The organism is Microbulbifer maximicatervae (SeqCode) (genome assembly GCF_052468095.1).
This window is the reverse complement of record NZ_CP174332.1, coordinates 5083287-5102923: the sequence shown is the minus strand read 5'-3', so window position 1 is coordinate 5102923 and position 19637 is coordinate 5083287. Positions and strand designations below refer to the sequence as shown.

At 53.8% G+C, this 19637-nt stretch carries 16 protein-coding genes; 7 read left to right on the top strand and 9 right to left on the bottom strand.

All coding sequences use genetic code 11. The features are described 5' to 3' along the window. Positions 1 to 88 precede the first annotated feature (88 nt). The 3 genes from pstA to ACJJIL_RS22640 form a co-directional block, all read right to left on the bottom strand. Positions 89 to 1375: a phosphate ABC transporter permease PstA gene (gene pstA, locus ACJJIL_RS22650; protein ID WP_445360822.1), complete on the bottom strand. Its 1287-nt coding sequence runs from the start codon at positions 1373 to 1375 to the stop codon at positions 89 to 91. Continuing rightward, positions 1368 to 2747 carry a phosphate ABC transporter permease subunit PstC gene (pstC, locus tag ACJJIL_RS22645; RefSeq protein WP_413663843.1) on the bottom strand — a complete coding sequence of 460 codons (1380 nt, stop codon included), beginning with the start codon at positions 2745 to 2747 and terminating at the stop codon, positions 1368 to 1370. The genes pstA and pstC overlap by 8 nt, the downstream gene beginning before the upstream one ends. Positions 2748 to 2909: 162 nt before the next feature. Beyond that, positions 2910 to 3962 carry a PstS family phosphate ABC transporter substrate-binding protein gene (locus ACJJIL_RS22640; protein WP_282930607.1) on the bottom strand — a complete coding sequence of 351 codons (1053 nt, stop codon included), beginning with the start codon at positions 3960 to 3962 and terminating at the stop codon, positions 2910 to 2912. A gap of 183 nt (positions 3963 to 4145) precedes the next feature. Between ACJJIL_RS22640 and ACJJIL_RS22635 the strand changes: the two genes are divergently transcribed. From ACJJIL_RS22635 to ACJJIL_RS22625, 3 genes are all read left to right on the top strand, one after another. Then, positions 4146 to 4718, top strand: coding sequence for a TRAP transporter small permease subunit (locus ACJJIL_RS22635; protein ID WP_445360821.1), 573 nt, complete (start codon positions 4146 to 4148; stop codon positions 4716 to 4718). Next, complete coding sequence (locus tag ACJJIL_RS22630) at positions 4715 to 6079, top strand: TRAP transporter large permease (protein ID WP_413663845.1); 1365 nt, start codon at positions 4715 to 4717, stop codon at positions 6077 to 6079. Before ACJJIL_RS22635 ends, ACJJIL_RS22630 begins: the two co-directional genes overlap by 4 nt. A 184-nt stretch (positions 6080 to 6263) precedes the next feature. Beyond that, positions 6264 to 6653: an acyl-CoA thioesterase gene (locus tag ACJJIL_RS22625; protein ID WP_108735392.1), complete on the top strand. Its 390-nt coding sequence runs from the start codon at positions 6264 to 6266 to the stop codon at positions 6651 to 6653. Between the two features lie 69 nt (positions 6654 to 6722). Here ACJJIL_RS22625 and ACJJIL_RS22620 read toward each other — a convergent pair whose 3' ends face one another. Beyond that, a complete protein-coding gene (locus tag ACJJIL_RS22620; RefSeq protein WP_444895641.1) occupies positions 6723 to 7856 on the bottom strand; it encodes a TRAP transporter substrate-binding protein in 1134 nt (377 codons plus the stop codon). Positions 7857 to 8088: 232 nt separating this feature from the next. Beyond that, positions 8089 to 10293, bottom strand: a complete 2205-nt coding sequence (gene uvrD / locus ACJJIL_RS22615) for a DNA helicase II (protein ID WP_445360820.1) — start codon at positions 10291 to 10293, stop codon at positions 8089 to 8091. Positions 10294 to 10432: 139 nt separating this feature from the next. On the opposite strand from uvrD, the gene hexR reads away from it, so the two are divergent. Further along, positions 10433 to 11287 (top strand): transcriptional regulator HexR, encoded by an 855-nt coding sequence (hexR, locus tag ACJJIL_RS22610; protein WP_282930602.1) that lies wholly within the window; start codon positions 10433 to 10435, stop codon positions 11285 to 11287. Between the two features lie 117 nt (positions 11288 to 11404). After that, positions 11405 to 12664, top strand: a complete 1260-nt coding sequence (locus ACJJIL_RS22605; RefSeq protein WP_282930601.1) for a multidrug effflux MFS transporter — start codon at positions 11405 to 11407, stop codon at positions 12662 to 12664. Positions 12665 to 12674: 10 nt separating this feature from the next. Here ACJJIL_RS22605 and gstA read toward each other — a convergent pair whose 3' ends face one another. Both gstA and ACJJIL_RS22595 read right to left on the bottom strand, forming a co-directional pair. Continuing rightward, positions 12675 to 13280, bottom strand: coding sequence for a glutathione transferase GstA (gene gstA / locus ACJJIL_RS22600; protein WP_413663847.1), 606 nt, complete (start codon positions 13278 to 13280; stop codon positions 12675 to 12677). A 114-nt stretch (positions 13281 to 13394) separates the two neighbouring features. Next, positions 13395 to 13790 carry a DoxX family protein gene (locus tag ACJJIL_RS22595; RefSeq protein WP_445360819.1) on the bottom strand — a complete coding sequence of 132 codons (396 nt, stop codon included), beginning with the start codon at positions 13788 to 13790 and terminating at the stop codon, positions 13395 to 13397. Positions 13791 to 14309: 519 nt separating this feature from the next. On the opposite strand from ACJJIL_RS22595, the gene ACJJIL_RS22590 reads away from it, so the two are divergent. Both ACJJIL_RS22590 and ACJJIL_RS22585 read left to right on the top strand, forming a co-directional pair. Next, a complete protein-coding gene (locus ACJJIL_RS22590; protein ID WP_282930598.1) occupies positions 14310 to 15611 on the top strand; it encodes a cation:proton antiporter in 1302 nt (433 codons plus the stop codon). A gap of 13 nt (positions 15612 to 15624) precedes the next feature. Beyond that, a complete protein-coding gene (locus ACJJIL_RS22585; protein ID WP_444918623.1) occupies positions 15625 to 17481 on the top strand; it encodes a monovalent cation:proton antiporter-2 (CPA2) family protein in 1857 nt (618 codons plus the stop codon). A gap of 14 nt (positions 17482 to 17495) precedes the next feature. On the opposite strand, the gene ACJJIL_RS22580 is transcribed toward ACJJIL_RS22585, so the two are convergent. Both ACJJIL_RS22580 and ACJJIL_RS22575 read right to left on the bottom strand, forming a co-directional pair. Then, positions 17496 to 17846 (bottom strand): AraC family ligand binding domain-containing protein, encoded by a 351-nt coding sequence (locus ACJJIL_RS22580; protein ID WP_444918624.1) that lies wholly within the window; start codon positions 17844 to 17846, stop codon positions 17496 to 17498. Positions 17847 to 17890: 44 nt separating this feature from the next. Next, entirely contained in the window at positions 17891 to 19510 is a 1620-nt protein-coding gene (locus ACJJIL_RS22575) for a Na+/H+ antiporter (protein WP_413663851.1), read from the bottom strand. Between the last annotated feature and the right edge of the window lie 127 nt (positions 19511 to 19637).

Here is a 19637-nt window from a genome sequence, read left to right as displayed (position 1 = left end):
CATCGGATTGCGCCGCATCAGTTTGGCTGGCGGCATCCAGGGTCATGGTACTCATATAATATCCCGCTTTCTGATAGTCCGCGCTCTGTTACCAGCGGCGCTCAAGTTTCTTGCGCAGCAATACCGCGCTGGTATTCATCACAATCAGCACACTCAGCAGCACCATAATGGCTGCGGAAGTGCGCTCGACAAAGGCGCGCTCCGGGCTGTCTGCCCACAGGAAAATCTGCACAGGCAGCACGGTGGCCGGGTCGGTTACCCCGGCAGGTACGTCGACAATAAAAGCGACCATACCAATCATCAATAGGGGCGCCGTCTCACCGAGGGCCTGGGCCATACCGATAATCGCGCCGGTCAACATACCCGGCATCGCCAGGGGCAGCACATGGTGGAAAACCACCTGCATACGTGAAGCCCCCATACCCATTGCCGCCTCGCGAATTGAGGGTGGCACCGCCTTCAAAGCCGCGCGGCTGGAAATAATAATCGTGGGCAAGGTCATCAGTGTCAGTACCAAGCCCCCTACCAGGGGTGCCGAACGCGGCAACTCAAAGAAATTAATAAATATCGCCAGGCCCAAAAGACCGAAAACAATAGAAGGCACTGCCGCGAGGTTATTGATATTCACCTCAATCAAATCGGTCCAACGGTTTTTGGGCGCATACTCTTCCAAGTAAATCGCCGCCGCCACACCGATAGGGAATGACAGTGCGAGAGTTACCAACAGGGTAAACAGGGAGCCCATCAAGGCTGCGCGGATGCCCGCCTGCTCTGGTTCACGGGAGTCGCCATTAGTAAAGAAGATGGTGTTAAAGCGCTTTTTCAGCTCACCGCTGTCCAACAGCTGCTCAATCCAACCGGCCTTCTGGTCCGAGGTACGACCACGGAAACCCTCTTTGGAATCCTTCAGGCTTTTGACGAAAGTATCCACATCGTCATCGACTGACAGCCAGACTTTCTCGGATTTACCCAACAGTTGCGGGTTCGCCGCCAAGCGATCGCGCAGGGTAAAAGGTGCTCCGGAGGAGACCAGGCTGTAGAGCTCACGCTTGTCACTGCGACCAGTCACAGAGGGAAAGCGTTCGCGCAGGGACTGGCGAATAACACCGGTGAAGTTTGCCCAGGTCAGACTTTCATCATCGACCTTATCGATGCCCAGAACCTGCTCGTCGTAGTGCACCTCCAGTTGGATAGCTGTCTGCACAAAGGCACCACTGCCTTTGCTGATAATGTCAGTGAACAAAATCAGTACGGCGAGTACACCAAAGGCAATACTTCCGATACCCAACCCACGAAACAGCTTTTCTTTGCGATGACGGCTGGCGAGGCTTTTTTCTATGCGCTCGCGAACCTGCGCCTGAGTAAGATCAGTCATACTGCTCCCGGTATTTTTTCACTACGTGCAAGGCAATAAAGTTCAGCACCAAAGTGGAGATAAACAACATCAGGCCCAAAGCAAAAGCGGCGAGGGTCTTGGGACTGTCAAATTCCTGGTCGCCAACCAACAGAGTCACAATCTGCACCGTCACAGTCGTGACCGATTCGAGCGGGTTTGCGGTGAGGTTCGCCGCGAGTCCGGCGGCCATCACCACAATCATGGTTTCACCAATTGCGCGGGAAACCGCCAACAATACACCGCCAACGATGCCGGGTAGTGCCGCAGGAATCACAACTTTGCGCACCGTCTCGGACTGGGTGGAACCCAAGCCCAGGGCACCATCGCGAAGGGACTGGGGCACCGCATTGATCACGTCATCGGACAGAGAGGAAACAAAGGGAATGATCATGATTCCCATCACCAGGCCAGCGGCCAGTGCGCTTTCACTGGAGGCCTGTAGGCCCATAGAGGTGGCCAACTCGCGAATAAATGGAGCAACGGTTAAGGCAGCAAAAAAGCCGTATACCACGGTGGGTACACCGGCGAGAATTTCGAGTACTGGCTTGGCCAGGGAACGCACGCGCTTACTGGCGTACTCCGCCAGATAAATAGCCGCCATCAATCCCACAGGTACCGCCACAAACATGGCGATCGCGGACACCATCAAGGTTCCGGTAAACAGCGGGACAGCACCAAAAGCACCGCTCGATCCCACCTGGTCTGCGCGCAGTGCCATCTGTGGGCTCCAATGCAAACCAAACAGAAATTCACTCACCGGCACGGACTGGAAGAAGCGCAGGGATTCAAACAATACCGATAACAAAATACCGACAGTGGTTAGAATCGCGGCGCTGGCACAGGCAATCAGCACCGTGCGCAGCACTTTTTCAACTTTTTCGCGAGCGCGCAGCTTAGGAGAAAAACGCAGCAGTGCAAAAGCGGCAAGGCCGCTGGCCAACACCAAACTCAGGAAGGCCTGTAAATTATTAGAGCTGGAACGCAACTGACCGAGGTAGTCTGCAGCACTCTGCAATTGTGGGGACTTTTCACCTATCAGGTGGCCCGCCGCGAGATTCTGGATCTGCGCGTAGAGAAGGTTCTGCCCGGAGATGCTCTCCGGCTTATCGGCAATACTATTCATGACCATCGCACGGATGATCGAATCGTCAAATACCAACCAGCCACAGAGTAATATCAGTGCTGGCAAACCACACCAAAGGGCGGTGAGTAATCCGTAGTAACTGGGCAGGGCGGCCAGATTGCGAACGCCGCCAAGACTGCGAGCAGCGTTCACTGCACGGCGAAAGCCAGTGCCGTAGGCCACTAATATCAGGAGCAGCAAAAGTGCGAACAGTGTGGGGGTTTGCATTGAATTACCGTACTAAAAATATCGTCGCTGGCATTATCCAGACTTTATCCCCGCGTTCCATCACAGGGGGGGCGACAATTTGTGAGTCTTCTTATAAAGAACGGCCAAGCCCTTTCGAGCTTGGCCGTCAATTCCCTTTGACAGTACAACTCCAGAATTTTTTTACTTGGCTGCGAGATTACTCAGTGCGTTCAGCTTGCGCACATCAGTAGCAATCTTTTGACGCTTCTCGGTGGGCAGAGGAATCATACCTTTGTCAGCCAGGTAGCCATCTTCACCCCAAGCGCGCTCATTGGTGAATTCAGCCAGGAACTGCTTAACACCGGGAACCACGTCGGCGTGCTGCTTCTTAACGTAGATAAACAGCGGACGGGAAACCGGGTAGCTCTGGTCAGCGATGGAGTCGAAAGTAGGGGCCTGATCTTCGATCAGGGAGCCCTGTACCTTGTCAGCATTCTGGTCGAGGAAACTAAAGCCGAAGATACCCAGGGCGTTGGGGTTGGCAACCAGCTTGTTCACGATCAGGTTGTCGTTCTCACCGGCTTCAACATAAGCGCCGTCTTCACGAACGTTGTGACAGATCGCTTTGTAAGCGCTCTTGTCTGTTTTCTTCATGGCTTTGATCCAGCCAAACTTCTTACAGCCACCTTCCATTGCCAGCTCGGCAAAAGCATCGCGGGTACCGGAAGTGGGGGGCGGACCCAAAACTTCGATTTTGGTGTTGGGCAGAGCTGGGTTTACGTCCTTCCAGGTCTTGTAGGGGTTGGCTACCAAAGTTTCAGAACCGTCTGGGTTAGGTACTTCCTTAGCCAGGGCCAGGAAGATGTCCTTGCGAGTCAGCTTAAAGGGAGCTGCTTTCTTAGCATTTGCAAGAACGATGCCGTCGTAACCGATCTGTACTTCAACAACATCAACACCATTGCTGTTACACATCTCCAACTCGGATTGCTTGATGCGACGGGAGGCACCGGTGATATCCGCAGTGCTTTCTCCAACACCCTGGCAGAACAACTTCATTCCACCACCAGTACCAGTGGACTCAACGACTGGAGTTTTAAACTGGGTTGCGCGGCTAAAACGCTCCGCCACAGTCGTAGTAAACGGGTAAACAGTAGAGGAACCTACAACACTAATGTAATCGCGCGCCGCCATAGCAACCTGTGAAGTTGCCAGGGTCAGGGCTGCCAGAGAAGTCGCCAGAATTTGCTTGTTCATTGTGTAACTCCGATGAGTGTTTTTATTTCACGCGGCGATGCTAGGAACAACGGGTGACGATTCTATGAATAAAAGATTACAAAAAGGTTACAGCTGTATTTTTACCCTGCTGGCATGAGAGCGGGCAAAGGGTTAACCTTCGAGCAACATAAATAACAATAAGATGTAAAGAGAGAAGCCCCCATGCGTTTTCTGCTGTGCAGCGCGCAGGCACTCGAGCGCCTGACCAGTCATACCGGGCAACTGCTGTCCTGGTTCACCTGGGCCATGGTCCTGTTACAAAGCTGTGTTGTGGTGATGCGCCACGGCTTCAATACCGGTTCTATCGCCCTACAGGAATCCGTGATTTACCTGCACGGTGCAGCCTTTATGCTGGGGTTGGCCTATGCGTTGCAGACCGATGCCCATGTGCGGGTGGATGTCTTCTACCGCAGGATGAGCGCCAGGGCCAAAGCCTGGATCAATGCAATTGGTTATCTGATATTCCTCTTACCGCTTTGCGTCTTTCTATTTATAAGCAGCTGGCACTTTGTACTGAATAGCTGGTCAGTTTTTGAAGACAGTGCGAACGCCGGCGGCCTGCCCGGGGTATTTTTACTGAAGAGCCTGATTCCTCTGTCCGCCGTCACTCTGGCTCTGACGGGGCTGGCCCAGTTTATTCGCGCCCTGGTGCAATTGATGCTGCCCCAACAACAGTCCATTCCAATGTCGTCGTCAAAAGCAGTACTGAAGCAGGTAGAAGGGGCCGAAGTGTGATTGAGCTAATCCCCTTTCTGATGTTTGCAGTCGTCTGCGCTCTGCTTATGTTCGGCTACCCAGTAGCTTTTACCCTCGCGGGTACCGCCCTGCTATCAGCGGGCCTGGGTATTGTGTATGGCGTATTTGATGCTGAGTTGCTGCGCGCTTTCCCCGATCGCCTCTACGGCATTATGCAAAACGGCACTCTGGTTGCCGTTCCGCTATTTGTGCTGATGGGGGTAATACTGGAGCGAGCCAAGATTGCTGAGGATTTATTGGTTAATCTGAGCAAAGCCTTTATGGGGGCTCCCTCAGGACTCGCCATTTCCGTAGTGGTAGTGGGCGCGCTGCTCGCCGCCAGTACTGGCATCGTCGGTGCAACTGTAGTCACCATGGGGCTGATGTCACTGCCCACCATGTTAAAAAATGGCTACTCCCCCAAACTGGCTACCGGCACTATCTGCGCCACCGGTACCCTCGGGCAAATTATCCCACCCTCTATTGCCTTGGTTCTGTTGGGTGACACCCTCTCCAATGCCTATCAACAGGCACAACTATCTGCAGGCATTTTCAATCCCAAGCCAGTCAGCGTAGGGGATCTGTTTGTAGGGGCAATTATTCCCGGCTTACTGCTGGTGGCCGCCTATATCATTTATCTATTATTTATTGCCCGTCGCCCCAAACCCACAGAGAGCAGCGAGCCTCCAGAAGTGGATAAGGCCCAGCTGCTTCGCAGTCTTTTACCCCCGATTGCCTTAATGCTGATTGTGCTCGGATCAATCATCGTTGGCGCTGCCACCCCTACAGAAGCGGCCGCCGTCGGCGCACTGGGGGCGGCGTTACTGGCGTCCAGTCGCGGAGCACTGAGCTTTAAGCGCGCCGGGGAAATAGGCCGCAGTACACTTCAGGTCTCGGCCATGGTTTTCGCCATATTGATTGGCGCCTCATTGTTTTCTCTGGTATTTCGCGGTTACAACGGCGAAGAGCTGGTGACAGGATTTTTCCACAGCCTGCCCGGAGGGGTAATCGGCGCGACCCTGTTGGTGATGCTGGTAATATTCCTGCTGGGCTTTATCCTCGACTTTATCGAGATCACCTTTGTAGTGGTACCAATTGTGGGCCCGGTACTGCTGGCAATGGGCGTCGATCCGGTGTGGCTCGGCATTATGATTGCCATCAATTTGCAAACCTCTTTCCTAACGCCTCCATTTGGGTTTGCCCTCTTTTACCTGCGCGGGGTGGCCCCCAGTTCTGTCGCCACATCGGCCATCTATCGCGGGGTAGCGCCTTTTATTGCCATCCAACTTTTACTGCTGTGCCTGCTGGCGATATGGCCGGCCCTGGCCACTTGGCTGCCGGGGGTGGTTCAGCAACAGTGATCTGAGCATGTGGAGAGCCGTCCATAGACTGAGAGGCAGTACCAACGGCCAAAAACGCGCCTACGGTCGACTAAAGGCCGAAATTTATTCTGGTTAATTACTGGCCAAATTGTGCTAGAATGCGCCACCATTCCAGTAGTGGAAACCAATAACTCTAACAATCTGTGAGTACCCGATGTCCGCACTGTCAGCTCTCGATGAAGATCCGCAACCCACAGGCACGCTAACCCTGCAAACCCTGGCTATGCCCCGCGATACCAATCCGCAGGGGGATGTTTTTGCCGGTTGGCTGATGTCGCAGATGGACCTCGCTGGCGCCATTCTCGCACAAACCATGGCGCGCGGCCGTGTCACAACCGTTGCAGTGGGCAGCATGGTTTTCCTGCGCCCGGTTCCGGTTGGCTCAACAGTCAGCTGCTATGCGGAGGCTATCGAAGAAGGGCGCTCCTCGATTCGCACCATGGTTGAGGTTTGGCTGACGCGGGTGGATTCCGGTGAGCAGGTCAAGGTCACCGAGGGTGAGTTTGTATTTGTCGCTATCGACGACGCCGGCCGTACCAGACCGCTGCCCTGATTGTAGGTTTCGAATTCGCCGGCTGTAGAGCAACACAGCCGGCAATATCATCGGCCCAGTAGTTGGGCGCTAATCTTCCTTTAACTCTCTCGCCTGGTAGTAAGCCTCTTCACTGATCTCGTGGTAGGGCTTCACATCTCGTTCAAATTCTTTAAAGGCTTTGTAAACACGGGCAAACTCCGGGTCCTGCTGCGCCGTCTCCTGCATAATTTCGTTATTGATCTTCTTCAGGTGAGACAGAACATCCTCCGGCAAACGCTCCACTTTTACCCCGTGCTCTTCTACCAGCTCCTTGAGGGCCCGGTTATTGCGTGCCGTGTATTCGTCCAGCATATCCTGGTTAGCTTCACGGGCGGCGACTCGCACTATTTCCTGCAAATCAGCAGGCAATTTTTTGAACGCCTTTTTATTAACGATAAATTCCAGGATAGAGCCCGGCTCATGCCACCCGGGGTAGTAGTAATACTCAGCGACCTGGTGGAAACCAAAAGCGAGATCGTTGTAGGGCCCCACCCATTCGGTAGCATCGATCACTCCAGTCTGGAGGGCGGTGTAGAGTTCTCCACCGGGAATGGTCACCGCAGTGCCGCCTGCGCGGTTTAAAACCTCACCTCCCAGGCCGGGAATACGCATCTTTAGGCCCTTTAAATCCTTCACCGACTCAATCGGTTTGTTAAACCAGCCCGCCATCTGTACACCGGTTGAGCCCCCGGCAAGTGGGATCAGGTTAAAGGGCTCGTAGATCTCCTCCCAGAGTTCGAGACCACCACCATGGTGCAACCAACCATTCATTTCCTGGGCATTCAAGCCAAAAGGCACCGCAGTAAAAAACTGGGCAGCGGGCACCTTGCCTTTCCAGTAATAGGCAGCACCGTGTCCCATCTGCGCGGCGCCTTCCGATACAGCACCAAATACGCCCAGGGCAGGTACCAACTCACCGGCGCCATATACCTTGATCCTGAGACGCCCGGCAGACATCGCCTCGACTTTCTTGGCAAAACGCTCCGGCGCACTGCCGAGGCCAGGGAAATTCTTGGGCCAAGTAGTAACTAATTTCCACTCGAACAGCTCTTTATTGCCCTCTGCGGAAAAGTGCTGGGCAGGGCCCATTGCTGCACGGGAAGCTACCAGGGCGGCGAAGGTAATGGCGAGCAGGGCTAAGAGCCCGAGAATGATGGCCGGGTACCAATTGAGTTTTTTCATTGCTACTAATTTATCGTTATTTTTGTATTGTACAAATTATCGGCAGACGCTTTGGTCGCCAACTTAGGTCTTCAGGGGAAGTCCTCTGTGATCTGACCCTGGTATTTTGGATGGATTCCCGCTATCGCTGGAATCCATTCACCACTATCTAACTTTCAATTCTGCATGCTTCTCAGTACCGACATGCTCTGGCACTCAGTATTTAATGCTTAGTGCCAGCTCAAGCCATCACTTAAAGCGGCTGCAACTTGGCCATTGAAAGTATCAGCCTCTTGTCGCCAACATCGTCAAAATTAACCAGCACCCGCATTCGAGGACCCGTTCCCTCAAACTCAATGACAGTTCCTTCACCAAACTTGGCATGGTCCACTCGCCCGCCCAGGACCAGCGGGGGCAAATCATCGAAGTCTGGCGCCGGGTCAGAAAACTGGCCTACCTTGCCGTAGTCCGCCTGATAGAGAGGACGGGAAATTTCGGTCTTCAGGCGCACTTCTTGCACCAAACTAGGTGGAATTTCGCCGATAAAGCGGGAAGGGCTGTTATAGGTTTCGCTGCCAAACAGACGCCGGTTTTCCGCGTAGGTAATGTATAGCTTGCGCATGGCGCGGGTGATACCCACGTAGCAGAGGCGTCTCTCCTCCTCCATGCGGCCGGGCTCCTGCGCCGACATCTTGTGGGGGAACAGGTTTTCCTCCACACCCGCCATAAATACCAGGGGAAACTCCAAGCCTTTGGCGGAGTGCAGGGTCATCAGCTGGACGGCATCCTCAAACTCATCCGCCTGACCTTCACCGGCATCGAGGGCAGCGCTGTCGAGGAACTGGTTAAGAAGCGGGATTTCCTCCTCATCTTCCTCTCCCTCGGGCAGGCCTGCACCGGTAAAGCCGCGACAGGCAGTGACCAGTTCCTGCAAGTTCTCCACCCGTGTTTGGCCTTTCTCGCCTTTCTCTTTGCCGTGAAACTCCAGCAAACCGCTGTTTTCGATCACATCCTCAGCAATAGCATCCAACTCTTTATCTTCTGCATTCGCTGCCAGCTGGTTAATCAGGTCCAGGAAGCTCTGCAGGGCATTGCCGGCGCGAGCAGCCAATACCCGTTGCTGCAACATCAGCTTGGCCGCCTGCCACAGGGAGCAGCCCTGCTCCCGGGCATAAGAACGCACCATCTCTACAGTGCGCGCACCGATGCCACGGGTGGGCGTATTCACTACCCGTTCAAACGCAGTATCATCATCGCGGTTGGTAATCAGGCGTAAATAAGACAGGGCATTCTTGATTTCCAGGCGCTCGTAGAAGCGCTGGCCGCCATAGATACGGTAGGGAACCTGCTCGCGCAAAAGCCCCTCTTCAAGTACCCGGGATTGGGCATTGGAACGGTAGAGGATGGCGATGCTGTCGCGGCGATTACCGTCGCGCACCCAGTCATTGATGCGCTCGACAATAAAGCGCGATTCATCCTGTTCGTTGTAGGCCGCGTAGACGGCGATGGGCTCACCCTCTTCACCCTTGGTCCACAACTCTTTGCCCAAGCGACCACTGTTATTGGCGATCACCGCATTAGCCGCGTTCAGAATGGTGGAGGTGGATCTGTAGTTTTGCTCCAGTCGCACCGTCTGCACTTCTCGTAAGTCTGTGGAAAAGTGCTGGATATTCTCGATCTTGGCACCGCGCCAACCGTAGATAGACTGGTCATCGTCACCCACGGCGGTGATATGGCACTGCTCACCGGCGAGTAAGCGCAACCAGGCATATTGAATCGTGTTGGTATCCTGGAACTCATCCACCAGGATATGGGGGAAGCGCCGGCGGTAGTGGGCCAGAATAGCGTCGTTATTGAGCCAGAGCTCGTGGGCGCGCAGCAGCAGCTCGCCGAAATCCACCAATCCACCGCGCTGACAGGCCTCTTCATAGGCGAAATAGATTCGCACCATGGTCTGCAACCAGGGATCAGCGCCGGCATTGATATATTGCGGACGCAGACCTTCATCTTTCTGCGCGCCAATCCACCACTGGGTTTCACGCGGTGACCACTTTTTATCATCCAGCCCCAGATCTGCCTGTACCCGCTTGATCAGGCGTAGCTGGTCGTCGGAATCCAGGATCTGGAAGTTCTGCGGCAACTTGGCTTCTTGCCAGTGAGCCTTGAGCAGGCGGTGAGCCAGGCCGTGGAAGGTGCCCACCCACATGCCAAAGGTATTCACCCCCAGCAGCTCTTCGATACGGGCGCGCATCTCGCGGGCCGCCTTGTTGGTAAAGGTTACCGCCATAATGGAGTAGGGCGAGGCGCCCTCCACCTGCATCAGCCAGGCGATGCGGTGTACCAGCACTCGGGTCTTGCCCGAGCCGGCACCGGCCAGAACCAATTGATTGCCGGGCGCGGCAGCTACTGCTTCGCGCTGGGCGTCGTTGAGGGGGTCTAAAATCTGAGATACGTCCATGGGCGAAGATTGTACCAGAGCTGATGCACAAGACCTGTGTAAATAAACAGGATTTTGCCCTGCCTGACAATGTAATGTCGCTCGCCAGCGGAGGGCACAGCGGCTAAACTGCGCCATCTGGCATAGAGAAGGAAGTCCTGTGAAACCGGCGGAAGTAACGCAACGAATCAGTGAACAACTGTCATCCATGCGCAAATCAGAGCGCAAGGTGGCGGAGTATATTCTCGCCAACCCCGATGAAATCATTCATATGCGCATCGTCGACCTGGCTACTGAAGCCCAGGTGAGTGAACCGACCGTGGTGCGCTTTTGCCGCGCCGTGGGCTGCTCCGGATTCCAGGAGTTCAAGCTGAACCTGGCGCAGCAGCTGGCTTCCAGCCCCAGCTTCGGCCAGATTGCGGTTACGGAAACGGATACCATTGCCGAATACAAGCGCAAGGTTTTCGACTCCACGGTGGATACCCTGCTGAAAGTCCGCGATAGAATTGACGACCGTGCCCTAGAGGCCGCTGTCACTGCGATGGCCGCTTCCAAGCGGGTGGAATTCTTCGGTTTTGGCGCCTCCGGTGCCGTCGCCGCCGATGCCCAGCACAAGTTCTTCCGCCTACAGTTGGCCACCGCTGCTCACTCGGACCACCACATCCAGAATATGTCGGCCATGTCCATGCAAGCGGGGGATGTAGTAGTAGCTATCTCCCAGAGCGGTCGCACCAAGGCGTTACTTCGCTCCATGAGCATGGCAAAAGAGCAGGGCGCTCTGGTGGTTGGTTTGGCACCCAGCGGCTCGCCGGTGGCACAGCAAGCCAGCATCCCACTGGAAGTGGATGTAGAAGAGGATATTGAGATCTATACGCCGCTGTCCTCGCGCATCGCCCATCTGGTGGTAATCGATGTCCTCGCTATCGGCGTAGCCCAGCGCAAAGGTCCTCAGCTACAGGAGCACCTGTTGAAACTGAAACAGGGACTGTACACATTGCGGGAAGACAAGCACTAAACTCCCTGATATCCAAAGCGGGCAAGGGACAATGTGCCCGCCCGTTTCTACCAAAGCCATTTCCCGCCAATTGGGCTTTGCCGGGAAGATCCTTCCAGGCTGTACCTGAGCAACATAATGACATCCATCGCTTCTAACCCGGACGAGAAAGCCCCGCGCTGGCTAGTGGTGTGGCTGGCCGCACTCGTTTCTCTGACACCTTTTTCCATCGACAGCTACCTGCCGGCCATTCCGGCGATGGCGGCGGCCCTGGATACAGAAGTCGAGCGGATGCAGTACTCAGTGTCCAGTTTTCTGCTGGGCTTTGCCCTCGGACAACTATTTGGCGGACCATTATCAGATCGCTGGGGACGGCGCCTTGTAGGAACTATCGGCCTCAGTATCTATATAGCCAGCTCCCTGTTAGTCCTGTTTACCGACCATGTAGACCAACTGATTATCCTGCGCTTCTGCCAGGCAGTTGGCGGCGGCTTTGCCACAGTAATATGTGCTGCCATAGTGCGCGACCTACACAGTGGCCGTGAGGCGGCAAAAATTATTTCCCTGATTAGCACCATCATGCTGATTGCACCGCTGATCGCCCCGGTGATCGGCTCCGCACTGCTAGCCGTAGGCGGCTGGCAGAGTATTTTCGTCTTTTTGTTACTGTACGCTCTTGCAATGCTCGTACTAGTACAGCTGCTGCTACCGGAGACTGTCTCCCGCTTTACCCGCGCACGCCGCCAGATGATGCCGCTGAAGTCTCTCGTGGGCAGCTACGGCCAGGTTTTGCGCAATCCCCGCGCTATTGGGTTCCTGATTGCACAGGCCTGTGTCAGCGGTTCGATGTTTATCTACATCACCACCGCGCCCTTTGTGTTTATGGATTACTTCGGTGTTAGCGCGAATCAGTTCCCACTGTTTTTTGGTATCTGCGTGCTCGGGCTAATTTGCATGGTTCAGGTGAATATCCGCTTACTGAACTTTTTTGAGCCGCGCAATATCCTGCTGGCGGGTATTGTGTTGCAGCTATTGGGTTGCGGCCTGCTGCTGCTGGGAACTATGACAGGTGTCAAAGAACTGACCCTGTGGATGATTCCCCTGGTACTGGTGATGAGCTGTATCGGTATTACCGGCCCCAATGCCGCCGCCTGTTATTTGGAGTTCTTCCCCAAAATCAGCGGTAGTGCCAACGCGCTATACGGCGCCGCTCTGTTTATTACCGGGGGGATACTGGGTGGACTGGCGAGCAGCCTGCACACCGGAACCCTGACACCTATTGCAGGATCTATGGCGGGCTGTGCTTTTGTGGCACTACTCTCTGCACTATTTGTCGCGAAGGTTCGCCAACCGATCGAGTCCGATATCCCTGCGACCCGGCGCTTTACCCCGCGTTAACGGCAGCTCTTTACACCGGCTCTAAACTTTCCTCCTGAAGCGCCCGCTGCACTGCGGGCCTTTCTTCCATTCTCTTTTGGAATGCTTGAAGCCGGGGCCACCGGGGCATATCAAACTGCTGATGTTTCAGCCAGCGAGAGAGAACATACAGGTAGGCATCGGCAACCGTGAAACCGTCTCCCATTAAGTAGTCCTTATCAAGCTGCCCTTCGATATAGTCAAACCAGCGGATAAGCCTAACCCGGGAGTCCTCCTGCTCTTCTTCTGTACCATGCCAGAACAGTGGTTTGAATAGCTTGTGGACTTCAGCACTGAGGAAGTTGAGCCATTCGAGAAGCCGGTAATGGGCCAGGGTGCCCACTGGTGGCGCCAGTTGCGCGTCGGGCTTTTGCTCCGCCAAAAACTGGACGATTGCCGGACCTTCTGTCAGTACTTCTCCGCCTTCCAGTTGCAGTGCCGGCACGTACCCTTTAGGACTAATCCTTGTAAAGTCGTCGCCGTTTTCCAGCTCGTGGGTTTTTAGATTGACCTTTTGCAGGCCCAGATTGATCCCTGCTTCACAAGCGACAATATGAGGCGATAGAGAGCAAACACCCGGTGCATAAAAAAGCTTCATGGTAATCCTGTAGAGTCATTACCTATATCCAGGCAGTATAGGCCCGGCTAATTTCTCCCCACTGAAGCTCGACTGAAACTGGCTTGAATTCCTCTCTACAACTGTTGCTGAAATCTACTTACCGCGTATCCAATGGTCCAGGCTAAAGCGACCGGCACCGGCACAGGTCAGAATCAGGAAACCACCGGCAATCGTGATATTTTTCATAAAGCTGGTCATTTCTGTTGCATCACCAGGGGACAGGTGTACCAGGAAGGCCGAAGCGAGACAGAACAGGAAAAGGACAAAAGCAGAAATCCGGGTGAATATCCCCAGTAACACCGCGAGTCCTCCCACCAACTCAATAACGATGACCAGGGGCAAAATGAAGCCGGGTATCCCCATGGAAACCATAAAGGCCTCTGTCATTTCGTAGCCGCCAATTTTATTCCAGCCGGCAAATAGAAAGATCAGCGACATCAGTACCCGACCGATCAGCTTTGAGGTGTCGCACAACATCGAATGCTTCACTACTACTTCCTCAATTGCGCATTTATGGGTATGGACTATCAACCAGTGTAGACACTGTCGTGAAAATTCATGAGATAGTCGGTAGCTGCCTTTACTCAGGAGGGATAAAAACCACTAGATTGGCGTGATAATCATCCTTTTTATTTTCAATAGTCAGTAGGAATCTACTAATTGGCAGTTAGAAAGTAATGATGTAATGTTTAAAAAGCTAAGGCATTAATGAATTTTAGTGGGTAGGGGAAGTCGATCCGTTTGAGCGCAAAACTGAAAAATGCAGTTGTGTGGCGCCCTAGAGCCGCTACAATTGCGCGCCCATATAAAAGGGAGTTGGCCGCTTGTGCCTGCGCGGCCCGCCCCGGTGTAATCCTGTTGCCCTAGATCCACTCCAAGGGAAATCGAGCAGCCTCTGCACGACTACAATAACGGCACACTCACCATCATATAAATTGCCGCCGGGGCGCTCCCCAAAATGGCATTAAACCATCCGAGAATATTTCAGCGCTGGAGTCCACACACGGCATGGAAGTTTATTACACCTTTTGTTTTCTTGCCGCCGTATCAGTTTTTCTGGGCTTCTTGAACCAATACGTATTGCGCGCCCAAACCACGATCGCTATTACCGCCGGTGCCCTGGCCCTATCACTATTGGTCACCGCCCTGGGCAAGTTGGGGGTGGTGGAGTTGCGCACCTGGGCAGATCAGCTTCTGCCGCTGCTCAACCTTGAGGATATTCTGCTCAAGGGAATGCTCGGGTTTCTGCTTTTTGCCGGCAGTTTGCATATCGATCTGTTGGAACTGCGCAACCAGAAACTGGAGATCGGTCTTCTCGCCATTGTCGGTACCCTCATTTCCACCTTTGTGGTCGGGGCCCTTCTTTACTGGTTCCTGATGCTGATCAATATGCCGGTGGCTTTTGTTTACTGCCTGTTATTTGGTGCATTGATCTCTCCCACCGACCCTATCGCCGTACTGGCAATTATGAAAAACCTGAAGGCCCCGGAGCAGGTTTCCATTCAGGTGGAAGGTGAGTCCCTGTTCAACGATGGCTTCGGTATCGTGATCTTCGCGGTGATTTACGCACTCGCTTTCGAAGGCGGCCAACCTACGGTACCGGCAGTGGCTGAGCTATTCGCCATCGAGGCACTGGGGGGCATATTGCTGGGACTGATCATTGGTGGCGTTTTCCACTGGGCTATTTGTTGTACCAATGATCACAGCCTGGAATTGATGCTGACCATGGTTATTCCCACTGCCGGTTTTTCCCTGGCCAATGTACTCGGGGTCTCCGGCGCCCTGGCAATGGTGGTGAGTGGCATTATTATTGGCAACTTTACCCGAGAGCGCGGCTTTTCCCGGGTGAGCCAACACGAGCTGGATAATTTCTGGAGCATCACCGAGGACTTCCTCAACGGTTTGCTCTTCCTGCTGGTGGGCCTGTTCCTGATTACAATCGACCTGCGCCCTTCCGACTACCTGCTGATGGCAGTGGGCATTGTCATTGTTCTTACCGCCCGGGTTTTCGCTGTCGGCATACCCTTCCTGTATTTAAAAAGTCGCCGCAAGTACCACCCCTATACCAACCGGATTTTGATCTGGGGAGGGCTGAAAGGTGGTCTGGCATTGGCGCTGGCGATGTCTATTCCCGCCGGCAGTGCCTTCGTCCAGGGACAGGACCTTCGCTACCTGTGGGTGGTCATGACCTATGGCGTGGTGCTCTTTTCTATCGTCGTACAGGGCTCTACCATAGCGCCATTGATTCGTCGCAGCCGGGAGTTTTCTGAGCCCGAACGCGACGAGCCCCAGCAACCGACAGCCAAATAGCGATAACGATTAAATGGAACACTCCGGCTTCCTTATTGAGGCAGTAATTTTCATGGCTGCCGCAGTGATTGCGGTACCCATTGCCACACGCCTGGGCCTGGGCTCAGTCCTCGGTTACTTACTCGCCGGTGTGGCCATTGGCCCAAGTGCCCTAGGCCTGGTCGGCGATGCCAGCGATGAGATGCACGTTGCCGAGTTTGGTGTTGCACTCATGCTGTTCCTAATCGGCTTGGAACTGCAGCCGAAGAAGTTGTGGAAAATGCGCGGTGCTATCCTCGGCACCGGTAGTGCCCAACTACTGTTTTCCGCTGCGGCCATCGCTGGATTGGTTCTCGCCTTTTCCGAGATGGATTGGCGCTCTTCGGTGGCTATCGGGCTGATCCTGGCACTGTCCTCAACTGCGATCGTATTGCAATCCCTCAGTGAAAAGGGCCTGCTGAAAAGCCAGGGCGGGCGCGCTGCATTTGCAGTACTTTTGTTCCAGGATATCGCTGTTATTCCCATCCTCGCGCTATTGCCACTGCTGGCAGGTACCGCTGCCAGCCCCCATGAAAGTGGCTTGAGTGGTTGGTATTACGCATCGGCAGTTATCGGCACCATGCTGGCTTTTATTTTCGCCGGACGTTACCTGCTCGGTCCCTTACTGCGTCTAATGGCAGGCAGCCAAGTGCGCGAACTGTTTACCGTGAGCGCGCTACTTATCGTATTTGCCGCAGCTGCGGTAATGACCTGGCTGGACCTATCGCCGGCACTGGGTACTTTCCTCGCCGGGGTACTGCTGGCCGAGAGCGAGTTCCGCCATGAGCTGGAAGCGGATATACAGCCTTTTAAGGGCCTGCTGTTGGGTCTCTTCTTTATCGCCGTGGGTGCCAGCCTGAATTTCTCCCTGATCGCGGACAACCCGCTGGTGCTTATCGGATTAGCATTGGCGTTGGTGCTGGTTAAATTTACCGTGCTGTTTGCCCTGGCGCGCACCTTGCGAATGTCAAAGGGCGAGGATTGGTTGTTCGCTCTGTCATTGGCGCAAGCCGGTGAATTCGGTTTTGTATTGGTAGCGTTCTCTACCCAGCTTCAGGTCCTGAGTGCGGACATCGGCAACCTGTTAGTAGCTCAAATTGCTCTGACCATGGCCCTGACACCAGTGCTGCTGCTGATCTACGAACAGTTTATCCAGCCGCGGTTTGTCACCGGCCCAGAGGTTCCCGCCAACATAGATACATCACCGCCTGTGGATTCCGGCTCACCGGTAATCATTATTGGTTACGGGCGCTTCGGGCAAATCGCCGGGCGACTTCTAAATGCCTGCGGTTTCAATACCACTTTACTCGAACGCAATGCAGAACAACTGGACCTGGTGCGCCGCTATGGCATCAAGGCTTACTACGGAGATGCCTCGCGAGAGGATCTACTGCGCGCCGCCGGAGCCCAAAATGCAAAGCTGGTTATCCTGACCTTGAGCGACCAGGCCGCCTGTTTGGAAATTGTGGCCCAGCTGCAAAAACACTTCCCCAATGTGACCATCCTCGCCCGGGCCCGCAACCGTATGCACCAATATGCTTTGATGGAAGCCGGGGTCCGCTATATCTTCCGCGAGACCGTGGACTCGGCCCTGACCATCGGCGAAAAGGCGCTGGAACTATTGGGGCTCAGTCCCATACAGGCGCGCCGCGCCGCCTTGAAGTTCAAGCAGCACGACCAGCGTATGCTGGAGGCACTTTTCCCCTACTGGCGCGATGAGTCCCAGCATATTGCACAAAGCCGAATCTATCGCGAGCAGCTTTTACAGGCGTTACAACAAGACCGCCGCGACAAGGACCTGCATCTGGATCACTACTGGGAAGAAGCCAGGCCCGAGATGGAAAAACAGTAAGCCGCTTATTGGCCCTAGGGGTTGTCATTAAGCACGACAATGGCAGCCCTGCCAGGACTCAGACTCTCGCTGATATGCCCCTTTCCGTGTAAATCATTGGCTAATAAGATATCTCCGGGAGCAAAGATATATTGTTCACCGGAGCTGGTCGTGAGCTTCACCCTGCCTTCAAGATAAAGAATAAACTGCGCCTTCGGGGCACAGTGCCAATCAAAACGCTGCCCCTCGCTAAACTCCCGGAACTGCACCTGCTTGGCGGGATAGGGGATTGAGTAATTACCCAGGGGCTCGCGCTGGGGACTGTCTATTTTTCTTTTCTGAAAACGGGAAACCCCATTAACTGAACACAGCTCTACAAACTCCATATCAAGTTTTCACCAATTTAAGCGTGTCTATTACAAGAGAAAATTTATTCTTTGTTAATTAAGCTCGCCTCTACCAGATCGACCTCCAAAACCAATTTGCGGTGGAGTTCATCATCAATCTTCCTGGAGACACGCAATTCCAACAGCTGTTCGCGCTCAGCAGAAAGTGCGGCAAGGTGGTAATGACGCTCAACCCTAGAACGCATCCAGATAATATCCTCGCTTTCATCTTCTCCTAGGGTTATGCGCCGCCGATAAATCGCCAAAAGGTGATCCACCGCCTCAAAAGCAAGATCGCGATCTTTTTCGCCTCGATCAATATCATGACGCATATTCATCAGCTGATTCACTGCCGCTGTGGCAGCAGATATTCGCGCACCTTTTTCATCACCAATAGCGGCAAAATTGGGGGCTTCGGGTAAACGGCGCAGTAGAACAGGCAATAAAAAACTTGCCAGCAATAAGGAAAGCAAGATAACGCCCATTGCAATAATCAGGGCTAAATCACGGCCGGGCAACGGCTTTCCATCTGTCATAGCGAGGGGAAGGGAAAAGGCTCCCGCCAATGTAATCGCCCCTCTTACCCCGGCGATGGTCAACACGCTAACCAATAAAAAATGGGTACCAAAAGATTCTACTTTCTGCCCAAAACGTGAGAGATATAGGGAGACCCATACCCACACAAATCTCAGGAGAAGTAGTACAACAAATATTGCCAGGACATAAAAAATAATTGTTAAGTCACCTGTGTGGCGCGCGCCGGAGAAATCCGCTCCGGTAATTCGAACCAATTGCTCTCCCAACAAAACAAAAATAATACCGTCAAGAACTGCTTGTACTGTTTTCCATACTGCACGGCGGTCCATCCGTGTAGTCGACATTTCCGCGCCGTGTAAGGTGGTATAGTGAGTCGCAATTCCAGCACTGGCAGCCGCCAAAATACCCGATACCTGTAAAGTATGGGCGGCGATATATGCCGCAAAGGGCACTAATAAGCTCACTAGAACTTGTACAGTAGTGTCCTCACCGCCAATTCTGACCAGCAGACGCAAAATATATCCACAGGCAAATGCAGCTCCAGCACCAATAACCACACCGCCGATAGCGACCCAGAAAAAACCAGCCAGTGCGTGGGGAAATGAAAAGGTCCCGGTGAGGGCAGCAATCACTGCAAAACGGAAAATATCCAATCCCGAGGCATCATTAAACAGGGACTCTCCGGCGAGGATATGCTCCAGCCGTGGTGGCATAGAAGTTCCACCGTGGACCACCGATACCGCCACGGGATCGGTCGGTGCCAAAATTGCCGCTACTGCAAAAGCCACCGCCAGTGGCATGACAGGCACCAACCAGGAAATAAAATATCCCATACCCACAACGGTAAAAAGCACCAAGCCAATAGCCAAGGTAACAATGGCACCGATATCACGAAACAGGGCGCCTTTCGGTATTCGCCAACCGGCAATAAACAATAAGGGCGGAACAAACAGCAGGAAAAAAATTTCTGGCTCGAGGGGTATTTCTATTCCCAAAAAGCTACCCAGTATTGCTCCCGCAGCAATTTGCAATAGAGGCAGTGGAATAGGTAAAGGCAACAGGCGCGCAATAACCAGGGTAATGGCCACAACTAACAACAGCACCAGCGCAATAACCAGATAGTGCATTACTCGCTACAGTTCCCTGTGACGCCTTATTGAAATAGATCTCTATCGAGCAACTATTGCTGCTCACTCAATATCAGGAAGTTTATGCGAGAATAGAAAACAGGGAATAAATTCTGAGAAAAAGTGC